Raw genomic sequence first — 17742 nt, forward strand, 5'->3', positions numbered from 1 at the left:
AGCTTGGTGCGGTGTTTTTAAATTTGATTTTTTTGTTGGCCGATACAAGGTAAAATAGACAAAACATCGCCCAAATACACATAAACGAGAGAAAATTTAGTAAATTTATATCTACAGCCATAGAATGGAGTATTTTGTCTACTAAATACGACAAACAAATACTAAAACCAAAGCAAATGGGCGTAAGCGCCACTAATGCCCAATAAATTGATAGAGAGTATATAAAATTACATTTTTTCTCGGCTTTTGCAATGCGGTTTACGGCGTGTTCATAGTCGGCAAAAAAAGTAATCGACGCAAAAATAACGGCTACGGTACAAATAGTATTTAACTCAAAGCTGTTTTGTAAAAAAATTTCCAAATGCTGCGTCGTTAGTTTGTGCTTTATAGGTAAAAAAGTGGAAAATAGAAAATTTTTTAGAGCCTCAAAATATTTGCTTTGATTAAAAATAGGAAGCCTTGCGGCAATACCTAGCAATAGTAAAAACGCTGGAATCATAAATAAAATCGTATAAAAACTAAGCCCCGATGCATAGCGTAGAATACTTTTATCTTGGGAATGAAGAGCTAAATTTAAAGCTTTTTTGCAAGCTATCTTAAATTTGCCCTCATTCATCAAAGCCCCATCTTAAACGGATTTAGGATATTGTTCGGATCAAACGCCTTTTTGATACTTCTAAAAAGCTCCATCTCAGCAGGCGTAAAGGCAAGCGGCATAAACTCAGCCTTGCTGATACCGATGCCGTGCTCGCCGCTAAGCGTGCCGCCAAGCTCCACCGCGATCTTAAAAATTTCCTCGATCGCCTTGTGTCCGCTCTCTACCTGTGCCGGGTCAGCTTTGTCCACCACCATGACGTTAGTGTGTACGTTGCCGTCGCCCGTATGGCCGAAGCACGGCACCTGTACGCCGTATTTTTTAGCGACGCCGCCGATGCGTTTGAGCAACTCTGGTAGCTTTGAGCGCGGCACCGTGATGTCCTCGTTTAGCTTTAAATTCCCGTAGATATTTATCGCCTGCGAGCAGTTGCGGCGGGCAAACCAGATGTCGTTTCGCTCGCTCTCGTCCTTGGCGCGTCTAAATTCGCTAGCGCCGTTTTCTCTAAACACTCGCTCTATCGTAGCAAGATCCTGCTCTAAGCCGCCCAAAACATCGCCGTCAACGTCGGTTATGAGCAAGGCGCCCGCATCTTGCGGTAGGCCTTTGTTAAATTTAGTCTCGACCGCGCGTATGCAAAGCGCGTCTAAAAACTCCATCGCTACCGGCGTTACGCCTGCTGCCATCGTCTTATAAACGGCGTTCATCGCGGCGTTTACGCTAGGGAAAATTCCCATCGCCGTTTTTCTAAATTTAGGCTTTGCGATGAGTTTTAGCGTGATCTCGGTTATTACTGCTAGCGTGCCTTCGCTAGCGATTAAAATGCCTGCGATATTGTATCCCGCGACGTCTTTTATCGTGCGTTTGCCCGCTCTTATGACCTCACCGCTAGGTAGCACGGCTCGTAGCGCCATGACGTAGTCTTTGGTGATGCCGTATTTTGCCGCGCGCATGCCGCCTGCGTTTTCGCTGACGTTGCCGCCTAGCGTCGAGTAGTCCTGACTGGCGGGATCGGGTGGGTAGAAAAGCCCTAATTTCTCGGCTTCGCGCTGTAAATTTATATTTATACATCCGGGCTGCACGACGGCGACCATGTTTTGCATGTCGATTTCTAGGATTTTATTCATGTGCTTTTCAAATGCAAGCACCACGCCGCCCTCGTGCGCTAGCGCCCCGCCCGTAAAGCCGCTGCCAGCGCCCCTAGGTACGATTTTGACTCCGTTTTCGTTGCAGTATTTTAAAATCTCGCTAACGTCTTTTTCGTGGCGCGGGAAAAGCACACCGTCTGGCAAATGGCGCTTTTTCGTCGCGTCGTAGCAGTAGGCGATCCTGTGCGCGTCGTCGAAGTAGGCGTTGTCCGCGCCTAGTAAATTTACGAAAAATTTAGCGTGTTTTTCGTGCATCATTTTTCTTTCAAGAGAGCTTTGTAGTGGCGGTCAAAGTCGCTGATCTGCTCCGAGCCCCATTTCCAAAATACCGTATCGATGTCCTTGACGCGAGTATAAAAAGGCAGCTGGTAGTATTTGACCGCGCCGCTTTGGAAGCGCTTTAGCGGCTCGAAACTCTGGCAGTCGGCAAAAAGCGCTTCATTATTCATAGCGATAAATATTAGCCCCGCAGCGCTTTGGTTGCACATTTTACGAAAATCGTCTCGGCTAGGATTTGGCTTATACTCGTAGCTTAAGTACGAGCCTACGATATCTGGGTGGATAAAGGTAACGCCTTTAAACGCGTTTATTACTTCGGCGTAAATTTCTTTGTTTGGCACGACTATGAGCGAGCGGTCGTAGAGATAGTTTAGGATGATCTCGTCGCCGCTTTTAGGTAAAATTCCCGGCAGAGGCAGGGCCTTTTGCGCTAGCGCGTCAAATACCTCAAACCTGACCTTGGCAAAGCCGCCGCTTTTTTGCGTGACTACGGCGCGGGCGATGATTGAGCTTTGAGAGCCTTCAAATTTATGCATCACGACGCCACTACTGCCTACGACGATATCTGAGCCGTCTATGATCGTGCCTACGCCCTCATCCACGCTTATTAGCGGGGTTTTATACTCCCTCATCGAAAACTCGGCCGCAAAGCCAAGGCAAGCCGCCGCTAAAAATAAAAGAAATTTTTTCAAAACCTATCTCCTAAAAATGTAGAATTTTGCCGCTCATTATAGCTTAAAGCGCCTTAGTTTTGCAAAATGTAAGTAATTTTCGAGTAAAATACGGCTTTTAAATCAAGGGAATTTATGAGGAAATTTTCATTAGCTTTACTGCTGACGGTAAATTTATTCGCCGCAGAGCCTGCTCAACCTACCGTTCAGGAGCTTAGCTGGCCTAACGGAGATACGTTTTTAACATTTTTAGAGAAAAACTCCATCCCGCTTTCTCTTTATTATGATATGGATTCGGACGATAAGGAGTTTGTAAGTGAGATAAAAGCGGGCGTCTCGTATCAAATTTTAAGAGACGAAAAAGGCGGGATAAGCCAGGTGCTAATCCCCGTAAACGAAGAACTCCAAGCGCAAATTTATAAAGATAACGACGGAAAGTATAATTTTCAGCTTTCCTCGATCTCATATCAGACGCATAGACGCGTGCTTAGTATGCCTATTACGGTTTCGCCTTCGCAAGATATTCAAGACGCTACGGGCAGCGCGGCTTTGGCGCACGGGTTTTATCTGGCGATGAAGAGCGAAGTGCCGGAAAGCGAGTTTAAAAAGCTAAAAAAAGGCGACAGGCTCGCGATGGAATACACGCAAAAAACTAGGCTCGGACGAACGTTTGGCGTACCTGAAATACACTGGGCGTCGATACAAATCGGCGATAAAAAATACGTCACGTATAAATTCGAAAACAAATATTACGACAAAAGCGGTAAGAAAAACGATAAATTTTTGCTAACCAGGCCGATAGCAAATGCCCGCATTACTTCGCCTTTTACGCCAAAGCGCTATCATCCGATACTAAAGCGTTATAAAGCGCATCTGGGCGTGGATTACGGCGCTCCCAAAGGCACTCCGATAAAGGCGGCCGGCGACGGAACGGTTAAATTCGTCGGAACCAAAAGCGGCTACGGCAAGGTCGTCATCGTAGGGCACGTCGGCGGCTACGAGACGCTATACGCGCATTCTAGCGGCTTTGCTAAGGGCATACAAAGCGGTGTAAAAGTAAAGCAGGGGCAACTCATCGCTTACGTAGGCAGTACCGGCATGAGTACGGGCTCGCACCTACACTTTGGCGTCTATAAAAACGGCAATGCGATAAATCCCGAAAACGAGATAAAGGTGGCTAAAAATATCTTTGCCCAGACGGAAAACGCTAAATTTCAAAAATACATAAAGCAGTTTGAAGCAAAGATCAAAGATGCCGCTACTAATGACGAAATCCCTGAAAAAGAGGAGAAATTTGGCGCCGTATCGGAGCTGGGCGAGGTTAAATTTACGCCAAAAACCGACGAAAACCTAACGGCGACAGACGAAAAATCGGCAAGCGTTGATAGGGATGCGAATCTAACCGCAAAAGCCGAAGCTAACGAGACGAAGCCGGACGAAAATTTAACAAGCGAGCTAAAAATCGGCGCAGAAGAAAATGACGCGACGAAAGCGGAGCTAAATTTGACCGCAAAAACCGACGTAAATTTAACAAGCGAAGTTAAATCCCAAGATGAAAAGGATGTAAATTTAACCAAAACCGGCCTGGCCGATACGAATTTGACGGTAAAATCTGAGCAAAATGTAACTATCAAAGCGGACGTAAACGCAAGCCAAGCCGTAAATTTAGCAGCGACTAAAACGGAGAAAACAGAGTCTAGCTCGGCTGCCCAAAAAGAAAAAAATAAAAAAACGGACTCTAAAAAATCCAGCAAAAATGCAAAAGATAAAGAAAAATCAAAATCAAACGACAAGAAAAAAGAGAAATCAAAAAGCGAGTCCAAAAAGAAAAAGGACGTAAACGCCAGCAAAGATAAGTCTAAAAAGCAAAAACAGACCGCCGATAAAAAAGCCAAATCAAAAGATAAAACCGCCGAGTCAAGCGACAAAAAGAGTAAATAATGGAAGAAAACGAGCAATTAAACGAAGCCAAAGAGCTGCTTGACTCGCACCTAAACGAGACGATCGACGAGGAGCTAAGCGCGGCTGATCTAGCCCATCACCTAAAAACGCTAAAAAAGCACGACGAGGAGCTTTTTACAGAGTATTTAGAAAAGCTAGATCCCGAGATGCTGGGCGACGTAGCCATCGAGATGCCCGATCACATGCTAAAAGACGTGATCGAGCAACTACCCGCAGAAAAGATCGTAGAAGCGCTAGAAGAGCTAGAAAGCGACGACGCGACCGATTTGCTTCAATACATCGAAGACATCGACGAAAATAAGGCCAGAGAGCTTTTTAACGAGCTAGATAGAGAAAATCAAAACGAAATTTTAAGGCTAAGAAGCTACGAAGAAGATAGAGCCGGCGCGCACATGCAAACCGAGCTTTTTTCCGCGCATTTAGAAGAAAAGCTGGGAAATGCCGTAGCTAGGCTTAGGCGCGAAAAGCAAGAGGGCAAGCTAGAAAACGTCTCGCAGCTTTTTATCGTCGATAAAGAGGGCGTTTTGGAGTATGCCATCCCGCTTGAAGACCTGATACTTTTTGATTTTTCAAAGACTTTAAAGCAAAATATAGAGGAAGCGCAAGCCGATCGCTACAAACCCCATGTCGCAAACGATATGGATCTCATGCAAGACGTAGCCGTCATGGTGCAAGACTACGACCTAAACGTCATCGCAGTAACTAGTAGCACGGGCATATTACTAGGCCGAATAACCGCCGACGATATCCACGACTACATCCAAGAAAGCGCCACGGAGCAAATTTATAACCTAGCCGGCGTCGACGATGAGGCCGAGGAGGAGGATACGAGCCTAGTAAAGGCTACCCGCGCGCGCGCCGTTTGGCTGCTGGTAAATTTATTTACCGCGCTTATTAGCTCCAGCATCATCGGACTTTTTGACGATACGATCGCTAGTTACGTGGCTCTTGCCGTGCTGATGCCTATCGTGGCGTCTATGGGCGGAAACACCGGCACGCAGGCGCTTACCGTAACCGTGCGCCGACTGACTTTGGGAGAAATCGAGTTTAAAAACGCCGCCGTCGCGCTAAAGCGCGAGGTAGGCATCGCGCTCATAAACGGGCTAACCTTTGCTTGCTTGATGGGCGTCATCGCTTCGATTTGGTTTAGTCGCCCGATGCTAGGCGTGGTTATCGGCGCTTCGATGCTTATAAATTTATTTTTTGCCGGATTTTTCGGTACTTTGATACCGCTAACCTTAAAGAAATTTAACATCGATCCCGCCGTCGGCTCGGCCGTGCTACTTACCACCGTTACCGATACGGTCGGATTTTTTAGCTTTTTAGGACTGGCAAAATGGATACTGCTGTAAAAAATATCAAGATAGAAAATTTAACCTCTCCGCGCTACGTAAAGCCGTATCAAATTTCGTTTGATCTGTGCGGAAGGCCCGTCAGATGGGAGTGCGTAAAGGCTCACGACAGCGTCTCGGCCCTACTTTATCACGAGGATAAAGACGCGTTTTTGCTGGTTAAGCAGTTTCGCCCCGCCGTTTGGTTTAATATCCAAAGCGCAAAAATGGGGCCGCTAAATTTAACGCAAGAGGGCGAGGAAGGCTATACCTACGAGCTTTGCGCGGGGCTAATGGATAAAGGAAAAAGCGAGGAGCAGACCGTCATCGAGGAGATCGCCGAGGAGACGGGATTTGCGGCTAGCAAGGTAGAGCGCATAACCTCCACGCGCGGCGCGCTAGGTTTTGGCGGAGCTAGGCAGACGATGTTTTTTGCCGCGATAAACGACGATATGAAAGTTGGCGAAGGCGGCGGCATAGACGGCGAAAATATCGAGCTAGCCTACGTGCCGGTTAAAGATGCGCGCAAATTTATGTTTGACGAGAGTAAAAGCAAGGCTGCGGGACTACTTTTTGCTTTTATGTGGTTTTTTGATAAATTTAACCGCTAGAGCGTCAAATTTACCGGGCTAGGTTTGCTTGGAATTAAATTTAAGGAGAATAAATGCTAAGAAAAATCGCTTTAACCGTATTTTTAGCGGTGTGGGCTTTTGGGCTGGGCGCATTTGAAGAGGCTGCGGCCGAGCTAGCGCAAAACGAGTTTGATAAGGCTTTAGAGTTGTTTGAGAAGTCTTGCGAGGAGAAAAATGCCGCTGGCGGCTATGCCGCAGGCTTTAGAAACGACAATACCTGTGCCAAAGATTCAAATACTACCAAAAGCTTTGCGCAGTTTTCTAAAGCCTGCGAAATGGGCGATATGGACGGATGCAAATCCCTAGGCGAAATCTATGAAAACGGCCGCGGCGGTCAAGAGATAGACGATAAAAAGTCTATGCAGCTTTATCAAAAAGCCTGCAGCGGCGGAGTAGGCGCGGCTTGTTGGAAATTAGCCGGTTATTACGACGAGGGCAGAGGCGTAGAGCGAAATTTAGCAGAGGCGTTTAAATTTTATCAGGCGGCTTGCGGCTATGAGGATGCGGACGGTTGCTTCGCACAAGCTGATATGTACGAAAAAGGCGACGGCGCAAAAAAAGACGTCGCAAAAGCGTATGAACTTTACGGTTTAGCCTGCGATTACGGCTCTATGGGCGCTTGCGCCGAGTTTAGACGACTCTATAAAGACAAAAAATAAGGATCTGCGATGTTTAAGAAAATTTATTTGGCTCTACTTTTAGTCGCTCTAGCGTCGGCACAGACGGACTTTGAGATCGCTACAAAAAAATACCTGCAAGACGTAAATAGCAAGAAAGCTGCGTCGCTTTACGAAAAATCGTGCAAGAGCGATAAAAACGCCGTAAGCTGCTATATTGCGGCATCTATAAAATCGCTTGCGATTTACGATCAAGATAGCGCAGATGTGCAGCCGGAGATACTTTCGCAGGTTCTTGCGCTATATAAAAACGCCTGCGAGCTAGGCTACGCGAGGGGCTGCGAGGCGGCCGGCGACCTTTACGACGCGCCGACTTTGCAAGATGAAACCGGCGCAGATGAAACAGGCGGCGAGAAGTCGGCTGAATTTTACGAAAAAGCCTGCGAGACAAAAAACGCAGACGCTTGCTTAAGAATAGCTAAAAAGTACGACGCCGCCGCTAAATTTACCGATGCGCTAAAATATTATAAACTTGCTTGCGAGGCCGGAGAGGGCGAGGGCTGCTACAATGCGGCAGATATCTATGAATCAGGCGACGCAACGCCTAAAAACGATGCTCAAGCGGCTAAATTTTACGACCTAGCTTGCCAAAACGGCTTTAATCGAGGTTGCGTTAAATTTAAAAAACTTAGCAAATAGGAGGGCGGATTGAAAAAGATTGTTTTAACGGCGATTTTAGTCGCAGCGGCTTTTGGCGGGGATTTTGAGGAGGCTGCCAAAGCGCATATAAAAGCGTACGATACCCAGCGCAGTATGGATTTGTTTGAAAAGTCATGTAATAGCGATAAAAACGGCGCAGGCTGCTATTTGGCGGCGTTTTTGGGCGAACAAAACGGCAAATTTAGCGACGAGGACGGCGGCAAAAAAGCATTTACCCTATATGAAAAAGCTTGCAAGCTAGGCGATATGGACGGATGCGCGGCCATAGCGGGGGCTTACGACGGTAACGCGCTATGGGGCGCAGTCGAGTCGGATTACGAAAAGGCGGCGAGACTTTACGAAAAAGCCTGCGAGGGCGGAGTCGGCGAGGCGTGCGTGAGAGCGGCCGCGCACGGTAACGGCGAATACGGCGGCACAAAAGACCCGCAAAAAGCTCGCAAATACTACGAACTAGCTTGCGACTACAAAGACGCACAGGGCTGTTACGCTCTAGCTCGCGGACATGAAAAGGCGGATCAAGGCGTAAAAGACGATAAAAAGGCAATGGAGCTTTACGGCCTTTCTTGCGACTATGGATACGATATGGGCTGCGCGAAATTTAGGGAATTTGTTAAAAAATCAAAGTAAATTTTGGCCTCGCTCGGCCTTATCTAATCAGTCCGCGAGCGAGGCTGGATTTGCCGCGCCATATTTGGCTACCAGCGGATGCTACTTTAAATTTTACCGACTTTACTTTGCGAGCGGTTATTTTATAGATTTTATTTAAATTTTATTAACTTAAACTGTTTACTTACATTATCCAAATTTATCCCTTTCTTGCGCAGAAAATACTCTTTTAGCTCCTTGTAATCGTCGTTTGCCCAGATCAAAATATTTATTATCACGCCGTCTTTTTTGGAAAAAATAGCAAGCATATTATAAACCGTGCAGGATTTGAGCCCGCCCAATCTAAAATGAAAAATAGTCTGCGGGATAAGCGAGGTAAAAAATAAGAAGATAAAAAACGCAAAAATTTCAAAAATATTCACACCCATCACGTCGCAATAGTTTTTAAGCGCCAAAAGCACGAAAACTAGGCCGATGAAAACGATGTATTTGTTAGCTTCTATCTGATACAAATCATCCGTGATGTCAAATGTTTTTCTTAAGTCCGAGATCTGGACAAGCTTGATTTCTTTTATGGTTTTGTCTGTGATTTGCTGTTTTACGGCGCCGTTTTCAAAGCTGAAATGGCCGTTTTTAGGCGCATTTAACGCTTCTTTAAACGTAGGCTTTAAAACTATGATAGTAATAATGGAGCTAAATAAAATCCTATCCAAACTCATCAAAGAAAAAATCAAGGAGATCAAGATAATGATGGCAACGAGCGCGAGGGTTAATAAGGCTGAAAATAGGCTCAAATTAGGCTCCTTATCGTACTCCCTTGCAAATTTATCCGAGCCTAAATTTGCAAAATTTGAGTTTTGAGGATTATCGTTTAAATTTTGCGTCTGATTGTCTGCTGCGTTCAAATTTACTCCTTTAAATCATTGCTTCTTTAGCGCTTTATTAATCATTTTTTGTCGCATAAAATTCAAAAATTCATAGCTTTTTGCTGGCTGCAGAGCTTGCTGGCAATTCATCGCCGCCTTGCCCGCCATCTATCCTCAAAGCAGACTTAAATTTAGCTTAGCGATCTAAATTTAGCGTCCTGGGATCTTTTAAATTCGCTACCCGTAAGGTCTTAAATTTAAAGCTTTGATCTTAGTACCGAGCCGTGCCACCGACTTTAATCAAAAAGGATTAAATTTGCCGTCAGATAAATCGTAAATTTAACCGCAGAGCCGAGCGATCAAATTCAGCTGAGCAGCAGCTCAAATTTAACACCCTGAGTAAGCGGGCTCCGGCTTAAATTTACCGCACTTGCCAAACTTATTTTACTCAAATTCGGCATCAAATTTACCGCCTCGCTTAGCTCAAATTTACCTAAAACAGCCCCTTGAGCAGCCCTTTTATCGCATCTTTTTTAGCGTCTTTTTTCGCATCGCCCGTGGTGCCGTTTTCGTCGTCCTTTCCGAATTTCTTATCTAAAAATCTATCCAGCTCCTTAACCACCTTGCCTTTTAGGTAGTCCGAGCCGATCGTGTATTTCGGGTTGTCGCTGGTGCCCGTGACCGTGATGTCGATGTCGGTTTTTTCGTAGTTCATCTTGATCGGCACGTTTACGGCCTTGGTTGCCATGTCGTATTTGCCGCTAGTTACCGAAACGTGGCTTCTAGTCGCGTTCATATCGGCGTTAAAGTCGATGAGGTTTTTGTTTATCGTGCCTTTTATTTTGCTATTTTTATAAATTTCGCTTGTTATGTCGCGTCCCGTGAAGGTTCTTACCTGCTCGGTAAAATCGGTCTTTGCAAGCCTGCCGTCATTTACCGTGACGTCAAATTTACCTTTTTGCGAGGCGAGGTTGTAATCCATCGTCATATCGCCCGTGCCGTCGTAGACGTGCGAGAGACCCAAAAAGTCTGTGAGGCCTTTGGCGGTGAAGCTTTTTAAATTTGCGTTTAAGATATCGTCTTTTAAGACTGCTTTAAGATCGCCGTTAAAGAGCCGCGAATTTACGTTCGCGCTTAGCTTTTCGCCCGTTTTCGTCGCATCGCCGATAACTAGCAAAGGCCCGTAAAGCGGCCTTCCGACCAAAAACTCGATCTCTTTTAGCTCTCTTATGTTAAGCTCAAAGTCCGCCTTCGCCGAGCCGCTTTCAAGCTCGTAGTCGCCTTTTAGATTTTTTAGCGCTATTAGGTTCTTGTTCGCGTTTGAGACGAGGTTTGCTACCGCGTCAAATTTAGCCTTGCCGCCGTTTATGGCGACGTCTGCATTGGCGTCAAATTTCGTGCCGCTTGGGAAGCGTTTATCCAGCTCCTTTGCTACGACGGCGCTGTTTACGATACCGTTTTTGAGGTTAAATTTAGCCGTACCGCTGAGATTTTTCGGATCCAGTCCACTTAGATTTACGGATCCGTCGATCACGGCGTCGGCGTAGTTTGGCAGCGCAGCCAGCGTAAATGCGTCTTTGAGCGAAAGTGCACTTAAATTTGCCGTGAGTTTTTCGTTTTTGAGGTTTGCATCTATCTTGCCGCCTAGAGCGTTTGCGTTTAGACCTAGCTCGCTAAGCGCGCCTTTTGCGAGCTTCGCCGCGCCTTTGACGTCCACTTTGCCCGATAGTTTTTTGCCGATTAGCTCTTCAAATTTACCCAGATCATCGATGCCCGCGTCAAATTTGACGTCCACGTTTTTGTCGTCCAGTCCGTAAACGCCGCTTAGGCTCTTTAGTTTTAGAAGTTCGGAGTTTAGCGAGGCGTTAAATTTGGCTTTCGAGCTTGCCACGTCGGCGTTTGCATTTAGTTCAAAGGCTAGAGGTTTGCTCAAATTTATCTTCTTTGCGACCTGTTTTAGCTCGGCCGGATTTAGCCGCGCGTTTTTTGTAGCGAGCTTGACAGAGCCAGAGATATTTTGCGTGTTGTGGACGTCGTTTAGTACCGCTTCGCCGCTGATCGTTCCGCCGACAAATGCCGGGAAAGCGGCGATTTTAACGAGTTCGTCAAGCTTTAGCGAGCTGATTTTGGCTATGAGTTTGCCGCCGTTTAGCACCGCATCGACGTTACCGCCGAACCCCTCGATCTTGACGTCGAAGTTTTTTAGCTCGCCGGCGGTGGCTATGACGTTGCCGTTTGCTTTAAACGCACCGCTAAGCTTTTGCCCCACGACGGGCTCAAATTTAGCCAGATCGTCCACGATGAGTTTGACGTCGCTGCTTAGGGTGTTTGAGTTTGGATCGTAGATCGTCTTGTCGCTGCCGATGGTCGCTAGCGGCGTGATCACCGCGCTTTTGGCGTTTACGATACCGTCTTTAACGTCGGCTACGATTTTGCCGTTTGCGGCGAAATTTGACGGCAGGGTGACGTTAAAATCCTTTGCGATGAGCGCGTTATCGGTTTTGACATCTAAGATATCGATATTTGCGGTGCCGTTTGGCTTGCCGCCGCTTTCTACTATATTTGCTACGGCGGAGATCTTACCGTGCGCGTAGATAGGCTGGCCGGCTAGAGCTAGAGCTTTTTCGACCTGTAAATTTTTAGCGTCTAGCTTTAAAGAAAGCGGCTTGTAGTCCTTTAAATTTGCGTCAAAGCTAACGTTTGAGCCTAGCATTTGGCCTACTCCACTAGCGGTGAAATCGCTAAATTTGCCCTTTGCGATGCCTGAGATTTTCATAGCTTCGCTTAGCTTGACGCCCAGGCTTTTTAGATCGCTAACGGCGACGTCGTATTTTAGGTCGAGGCTTTGAGAGAAAATCGAAAGCCCGCCGTTTACGTTCGCCGCGATCTCGCCGTTTACGTTAGCTACGATATCTACGCTCGTCGGACGGATCTGAAATTTATCAAATTTGACGTCAAATCCGCTTTTTTCTTTAATCAAATTTTGGGCATACGGCTTAACCAAACCGTTGCCAAAATCCGTAAAGGCCGCAACGTAAGCCGCGATAAGCAAAGCAAAAACCAGTCCGAGCAGAGCGCCTAAAATTTTCATCGTCTATCCTTTTAGATTTAGTTTAATTTTATTATGAAACTTGAGCCGATTATACTAAGACTTGTTAAGAATTTTAGCTAAATTATTGACAAATTCTAAAAATTTGACTATAATTTCATCACTCAAAACAAAAGAGTGCTAAAAAAGTAAAATCAAACCATAAAGGATGAATCATGAATTTTCAACCGTTAGGCAAACGAGTCTTAGTCGAGCGTCTTGAGGACGTCAAAACGACCGCTTCGGGCATCATTATACCCGATAATGCAAAAGAAAAACCTTTAAGCGGCAAGGTTTTGGCGGTATCAAGCGAGGTAGAAGGCGTGAGCGTGGGCGATAGCGTGGTTTTCGCTAAATACGGCGGCACCGAGGTCGTGCTTGATGGTAAAACATATTTGGTTCTAAAAATCGAAGATGTTTTAGGCGTTTTAAAATAATCTAAATTTAAAGGAAAAAAAGATGGCAAAAGAGATATTTTTTTCAGACGAGGCTAGAAATAGACTATATGAAGGCGTTAGAAAACTAAACGACGCGGTAAAAGTAACGATGGGGCCTCGCGGCAGAAACGTGCTAGTGCAAAAGAGTTTCGGCGCTCCTGCTATCACCAAAGACGGTGTGAGCGTAGCTAAAGAGGTCGAGCTAAAAGACGCTCTAGAAAACATGGGCGCAGGCCTAGTAAAAGAGGTCGCTAGCAAAACAAACGACGAGGCTGGCGATGGCACGACTACGGCTACGGTTTTGGCGCACTCTATCTTTAAAGAGGGCTTAAGAAACATCACCGCAGGCGCAAATCCGGTCGAGGTAAAACGCGGTATGGATAAAGAGGCCGCAGCTATAATCGCCGAGCTAAAAAACCTATCGCGCAAAGTAACCGATAAAAAAGAGATCGCGCAAGTAGCGACTATCTCGGCAAACTCGGACTCTGCTATCGGCGGACTGATCGCTGACGCGATGGAAAAAGTCGGCAAAGACGGCGTCATTACCGTCGAGGAAGCAAAATCTATCCACGACGAGCTAAACGTGGTCGAGGGTATGCAGTTTGACCGCGGATATCTAAGCCCGTACTTCATCACGAACGCCGAAAAGATGCAGGTCGAGCTAAGCAATCCGTTTATCTTGCTATTTGATAAGAAGATTACGAATTTAAAAGACCTGCTACCCGTGCTCGAGCAGATCCAAAAAACGGGTAAACCGCTACTAATCATCGCTGAAGATATCGAGGGCGAGGCGCTTGCGACGCTAGTAGTAAACAAGCTTCGTGGCGTGCTAAACATCTCTGCGGTTAAGGCTCCCGGCTTTGGCGATCGAAGAAAAGCGATGCTTGAGGATATCGCGATACTAACCGGCGGCGAAGTGGTGAGCGAAGAGCTAGGCAGAACGCTAGAAAGCGCAACTCTAAGCGACCTAGGCCAGGCTTCAAGCGTCATCATCGATAAAGACAATACGACTATTGTAAACGGCGCAGGCGAGAAGTCGGCAATCGACGCTAGAATCATCCAGATAAAAGCTCAAATCGCGGAAACAACGAGCGACTACGACAAAGAAAAACTACAAGAGCGCCTAGCTAAGCTAAGCGGCGGCGTAGCGGTTATCAAGGTTGGAGCAGCTACCGAGACCGAGATGAAAGAGAAAAAAGACCGTGTGGATGACGCTCTAAGCGCGACTAAGGCGGCCGTAGAAGAGGGCATCGTGATAGGCGGCGGCGCTGCGTTTATCAAAGCGAGCGCAAAAGTAGATCTAAAACTAAGCGGCGACGAAGCTATCGGTGCAGATATCGTAAGACGCGCACTAACCGCTCCGCTACGCCAGATCGCTGAAAACGCGGGCTTTGACGCGGGCGTAGTAGCAAACTCCGTAAGCGTTAGCAAAGACGACAACTATGGCTTTAACGCGGCTACGGGCGAGTATGTGGATATGTTTAAAGCCGGCATCATCGACCCGGTCAAGGTTGAGCGTGTGGCTCTTCAAAACGCGGTTAGCGTGGCGAGCTTGCTCTTAACCACTGAAGCTACCATAAGCGAGCTAAAAGAGGATAAACCGATGCCTGCGATGCCTGATATGAGCGGCATGGGCGGCATGGGCGGAATGATGTAATACGCCTTTATCTGCGGAGGGCTTTGGCTTTCCGCAGGATTTCTCGCAAAGACGACTCTTAAATTTACTAAAAATTTAAACCTACTTTAAATCTTCTAGCGGCCGTAAATTTGACGAGATTTTAGGCTTAAGCGGCTAAAACGTCCAAAATATACGCATAAATTCCTACGTCTAAAAATGATTTAAAATTAATTATTATTTAACTGAAATTTGTATAAAATAGTTCCGAATCTAGCGTAAGGGCGATCTTTTAAGGCGGCTAAATTTAAATGGAAAATCCGAATTTGGCGAATGCTAGGCTGGAAAGAATGATTTAATGATAAAAAAAATACTAATAGTCTTTGGCACCAGACCGGAAGCCATAAAAATGGCGCCCTTGATAAAAGAATTTAAAAAATATAGCGAATTTGACGTCAAGGTTTGCGTCACGGCTCAACACAGACAGATGTTAGATCAAGTTCTTGAGATGTTTGACATAGTTCCAGATTATGATTTGGACATTATGCAAGCGGGACAGGATCTGTATGATCTGACATCTAGGATTTTGCTAAAGATGCGAGATGTTTTAGACGAGTTTAAACCGGATATAGTATTTGTCCACGGCGATACTACTACTGCTAGTATAGCTTCTTTGGCCGCTTTTTACAAGCAGATCAAGGTAGCCCACGTAGAGGCGGGGTTAAGAACGGGGGATATTTATTCGCCTTTTCCTGAGGAGATAAACAGGCAGCTAGTCGGCATAATCGCAAGCTATCACTTTGCCCCTACAAATTTATCAAAACAAAATCTTATAAAAGAAAATAAAAGTCCAGAAAATATCGTAGTAACCGGAAATACCGTTATTGACGCGCTTTTTTTGCTGCTTGAAAGGATGCAAAAAGATAACGCGCTAAAAGATAAAATTTTAACCTCGCTAAATGCAAAATACGATACTAGCCGCGGTAAAAAAATCATACTCGTAACCGGTCATAGAAGGGAAAATTTCGGCGATGGATTTATAAATATCTGCGAGGCTCTAAAGACTATAGCGATCAAAAATCCAAATGTCGATATAGTCTATCCCGTTCATCTAAATCCAAACGTCCAAGAGCCCGTAAAGAAAATTTTATCCGGTATTGGTAACGTCCGCCTGATAGCGCCTCTAGAGTACGGCGAATTTGTTTATCTGATGAGTATGGCGTATTTTATCATAACAGATAGCGGCGGGATACAAGAGGAAGCGCCAAGCCTCGGTAAACCGGTGCTTGTAATGAGAAATATAACCGAAAGACCCGAGGCTATAGAGGCCGGCTCGGTAAAACTCGTCGGCGTTGATAAGAAAAATATAGTATCTCAGGCTCAAATTTTACTCGACTACGACGAAATTTATCAAAAGATGTCTCAGTCGCGAAGCCCGTACGGCGACGGTAAAGCTAGCATTAAGATAGTAGAATTTATAAAAAATTTAAGATCGGAGAGATGATGATAAAAAATGTTTGCGTTATGGGGCTTGGCTATATAGGACTGCCTACTGCGGCGCTTTTGGCAAATAAAGGCTACAAAGTGCGCGGAGTAGACGTAGTGCAAAGTACGGTAGATACGATAAACCAAGGTAAAATCCATATCATAGAGCCTGAGCTTGACGTATTCGTCAAAGGCGCGGTAAATAGCGGAAATTTAAGGGCAAGCTTAGAGCCTGATTTAGCCGATGTTTTTATCATAGCCGTGCCTACGCCTTTTTGCGACGGATACGTGCCCGATCTTAACTACGTCGTAAGCGCCAGTAAGTCTATAGCGCCATTCGTTAGGGACGAAAATATCGTGATTTTAGAGTCGACCTCGCCCGTGGGAACTACCGAAAAAATAGGCGAAATCCTCAAAGATAGCGGCGTAGATATCTCTAAAATTTACATCGCTCACTGCCCAGAAAGAGTACTGCCCGGTAAAATTTTAAAAGAACTCGTACAAAATGACAGAATCGTAGGCGGTTTAAATAAAGAAGCCGCAAAAAAAACAGCCGAATTTTATAAAACTTTCGTTGCGGGCGAGATTTTGCAAACCGACGCGAAAACCGCCGAGATGGCAAAGCTCACCGAAAACTCGTTTCGCGACGTAAATATCGCATTTGCAAACGAGCTTAGCGTTTTGTGCGATAAATTCGGCATAAACGTCTGGGAGCTCATCTCGCTAGCAAACCGTCATCCACGCGTAAATATCCTAAATCCAGGTTGCGGCGTGGGCGGACACTGTATAGCCGTCGATCCGTGGTTTATCGTGCATGCGGGTGGCGATGACGCAAAGCTTATCAAAACAGCCAGAGAGGTAAATAATCACAAAACGCAGTGGGCGATCGAAAAGATAAAAAACGTCGCTTTAAAATTTGAGCTAAAGGACGGCAAAAAGCCTAAGATAGCCTGCATGGGGCTTGCGTTTAAACCCGATATAGACGACCTTAGAGAGTCGCCTGCGGTTTTTATTACTCGTGAATTAAAAAATCAAGGATTTGAAATTTTAGCCGTCGAGCCGAATATAAAATCGCACAAGGATTTTGAAATAATAAACTACGAAAAAGCAGTAGATATCGCTGATATAGTCGTATTTTTGGTAACGCATAAAGAATTTAAAGAACTAAAAATAGAAAAAGAAGTTTTGGATTTTTGTGGGATTTTTAGATGAGAAATATCCCTAAATTGGCAATTATCGTTCCTTGTTATAACGAAGAGCAGGTTTTAGGCGAAACCATAAAAAGATTGAGCGAGACTCTAGAAAATTTAATCGATAAAAAAAAGATTAAAAGCGATAGTTTTATTTTATACGTCGATGATGGTAGTGAGGACGGTACTTGGAATATAATAAAATCGTCTAGTGCTACAAATTTATTCACTAAAGGCATAAAACTTTCTAAAAACGAAGGCCATCAAAACGCCTTATTGGCAGGAATAGAGTATGTAGAAGATAAATGCGATTGCCTAATTTCTATTGATGCAGATTTGCAACAAGATGAAAAATCTATGATACATTTTACTGATTCTTACGCGAATGGATGCGATGTTGTACTCGGTATCAGGAACGATAGAATGTCTGATTCTTTTTTTAAAAGAGTAACTGCATTGGGCTTTTATAAATTAATGAATTTAATGGGGGTGGATACTGT

16 protein-coding genes are annotated in these 17742 nt (G+C 45.3%); 11 read left to right on the top strand and 5 right to left on the bottom strand.

The window, feature by feature from the left end; all coding sequences use genetic code 11:
• The 3 genes from RYL88_RS05510 to RYL88_RS05520 all read right to left on the bottom strand — a co-directional run.
• Nucleotides 1-616, bottom strand: a 616-nt coding sequence (locus RYL88_RS05510) for a YihY family inner membrane protein (protein WP_314989617.1), incomplete at its 3' end; no start/stop codon positions are given.
• Nucleotides 616-1998 (bottom strand): FAD-linked oxidase C-terminal domain-containing protein, encoded by a 1383-nt coding sequence (locus RYL88_RS05515; RefSeq protein WP_314989619.1) that lies wholly within the window; start codon nt 1996-1998, stop codon nt 616-618. The genes RYL88_RS05510 and RYL88_RS05515, both read right to left, overlap by 1 nt.
• Nucleotides 1998-2714 carry a plasminogen-binding N-terminal domain-containing protein gene (locus RYL88_RS05520; RefSeq protein WP_314989621.1) on the bottom strand — a complete coding sequence of 239 codons (717 nt, stop codon included), beginning with the start codon at nt 2712-2714 and terminating at the stop codon, nt 1998-2000. Before RYL88_RS05520 ends, RYL88_RS05515 begins: the two co-directional genes overlap by 1 nt.
• A 114-nt stretch (nt 2715-2828) precedes the next feature.
• Between RYL88_RS05520 and RYL88_RS05525 the strand changes: the two genes are divergently transcribed.
• Genes RYL88_RS05525 through RYL88_RS05550 form a run of 6 tightly spaced genes read left to right on the top strand, consistent with a single transcriptional unit; the run spans nt 2829 to nt 8582 of the window.
• Nucleotides 2829-4634 carry a peptidoglycan DD-metalloendopeptidase family protein gene (locus RYL88_RS05525; RefSeq protein WP_314989623.1) on the top strand — a complete coding sequence of 602 codons (1806 nt, stop codon included), beginning with the start codon at nt 2829-2831 and terminating at the stop codon, nt 4632-4634.
• On the top strand, nt 4634-6007 hold the full coding sequence (gene mgtE / locus RYL88_RS05530) for a magnesium transporter (RefSeq protein ID WP_314989625.1): 1374 nt from the start codon (nt 4634-4636) through the stop codon (nt 6005-6007). Before RYL88_RS05525 ends, mgtE begins: the two co-directional genes overlap by 1 nt.
• Nucleotides 5992-6597 (top strand): NUDIX hydrolase, encoded by a 606-nt coding sequence (locus tag RYL88_RS05535; protein WP_314989627.1) that lies wholly within the window; start codon nt 5992-5994, stop codon nt 6595-6597. The genes mgtE and RYL88_RS05535 overlap by 16 nt, the downstream gene beginning before the upstream one ends.
• 53 nt (nt 6598-6650) lie before the next feature.
• On the top strand, nt 6651-7277 hold the full coding sequence (locus tag RYL88_RS05540; protein WP_314989629.1) for a tetratricopeptide repeat protein: 627 nt from the start codon (nt 6651-6653) through the stop codon (nt 7275-7277).
• Nucleotides 7278-7286: 9 nt separating this feature from the next.
• The gene (locus RYL88_RS05545) at nt 7287-7934 is read left to right on the top strand and encodes a tetratricopeptide repeat protein (RefSeq protein ID WP_314989631.1); all 648 of its coding nucleotides are present in this window, start codon (nt 7287-7289) and stop codon (nt 7932-7934) included.
• 9 nt (nt 7935-7943) lie between these two features.
• A complete protein-coding gene (locus RYL88_RS05550; RefSeq protein WP_314989633.1) occupies nt 7944-8582 on the top strand; it encodes a tetratricopeptide repeat protein in 639 nt (212 codons plus the stop codon).
• Nucleotides 8583-8713: 131 nt separating this feature from the next.
• Here RYL88_RS05550 and RYL88_RS05555 read toward each other — a convergent pair whose 3' ends face one another.
• Together RYL88_RS05555 and RYL88_RS05560 are read right to left on the bottom strand one after the other, a co-directional pair.
• Nucleotides 8714-9466, bottom strand: coding sequence for a hypothetical protein (locus RYL88_RS05555; RefSeq protein WP_314989635.1), 753 nt, complete (start codon nt 9464-9466; stop codon nt 8714-8716).
• Nucleotides 9467-9920: 454 nt separating this feature from the next.
• Nucleotides 9921-12518, bottom strand: coding sequence for a hypothetical protein (locus tag RYL88_RS05560; RefSeq protein ID WP_314989637.1), 2598 nt, complete (start codon nt 12516-12518; stop codon nt 9921-9923).
• Nucleotides 12519-12691: 173 nt separating this feature from the next.
• Here RYL88_RS05560 and groES point away from each other — a divergent pair, with 173 nt between their 5' ends.
• From groES to RYL88_RS05585, 5 genes are all read left to right on the top strand, one after another.
• On the top strand, nt 12692-12952 hold the full coding sequence (gene groES, locus RYL88_RS05565; RefSeq protein WP_002946739.1) for a co-chaperone GroES: 261 nt from the start codon (nt 12692-12694) through the stop codon (nt 12950-12952).
• Between the two features lie 22 nt (nt 12953-12974).
• Nucleotides 12975-14609, top strand: coding sequence for a chaperonin GroEL (gene groL, locus RYL88_RS05570; protein ID WP_002946741.1), 1635 nt, complete (start codon nt 12975-12977; stop codon nt 14607-14609).
• Between the two features lie 316 nt (nt 14610-14925).
• Nucleotides 14926-16071: a non-hydrolyzing UDP-N-acetylglucosamine 2-epimerase gene (gene wecB, locus RYL88_RS05575; protein ID WP_314989640.1), complete on the top strand. Its 1146-nt coding sequence runs from the start codon at nt 14926-14928 to the stop codon at nt 16069-16071.
• On the top strand, nt 16071-17264 hold the full coding sequence (gene wecC, locus RYL88_RS05580; protein ID WP_314989641.1) for a UDP-N-acetyl-D-mannosamine dehydrogenase: 1194 nt from the start codon (nt 16071-16073) through the stop codon (nt 17262-17264). The genes wecB and wecC overlap by 1 nt, the downstream gene beginning before the upstream one ends.
• On the top strand, nt 17261-17742 hold a 482-nt coding region (locus RYL88_RS05585), incomplete at its 3' end, for a glycosyltransferase (protein ID WP_314989643.1). The genes wecC and RYL88_RS05585, both read left to right, overlap by 4 nt.

This window comes from uncultured Campylobacter sp. (assembly GCF_963517995.1).
Classification (GTDB): domain Bacteria; phylum Campylobacterota; class Campylobacteria; order Campylobacterales; family Campylobacteraceae; genus Campylobacter_A.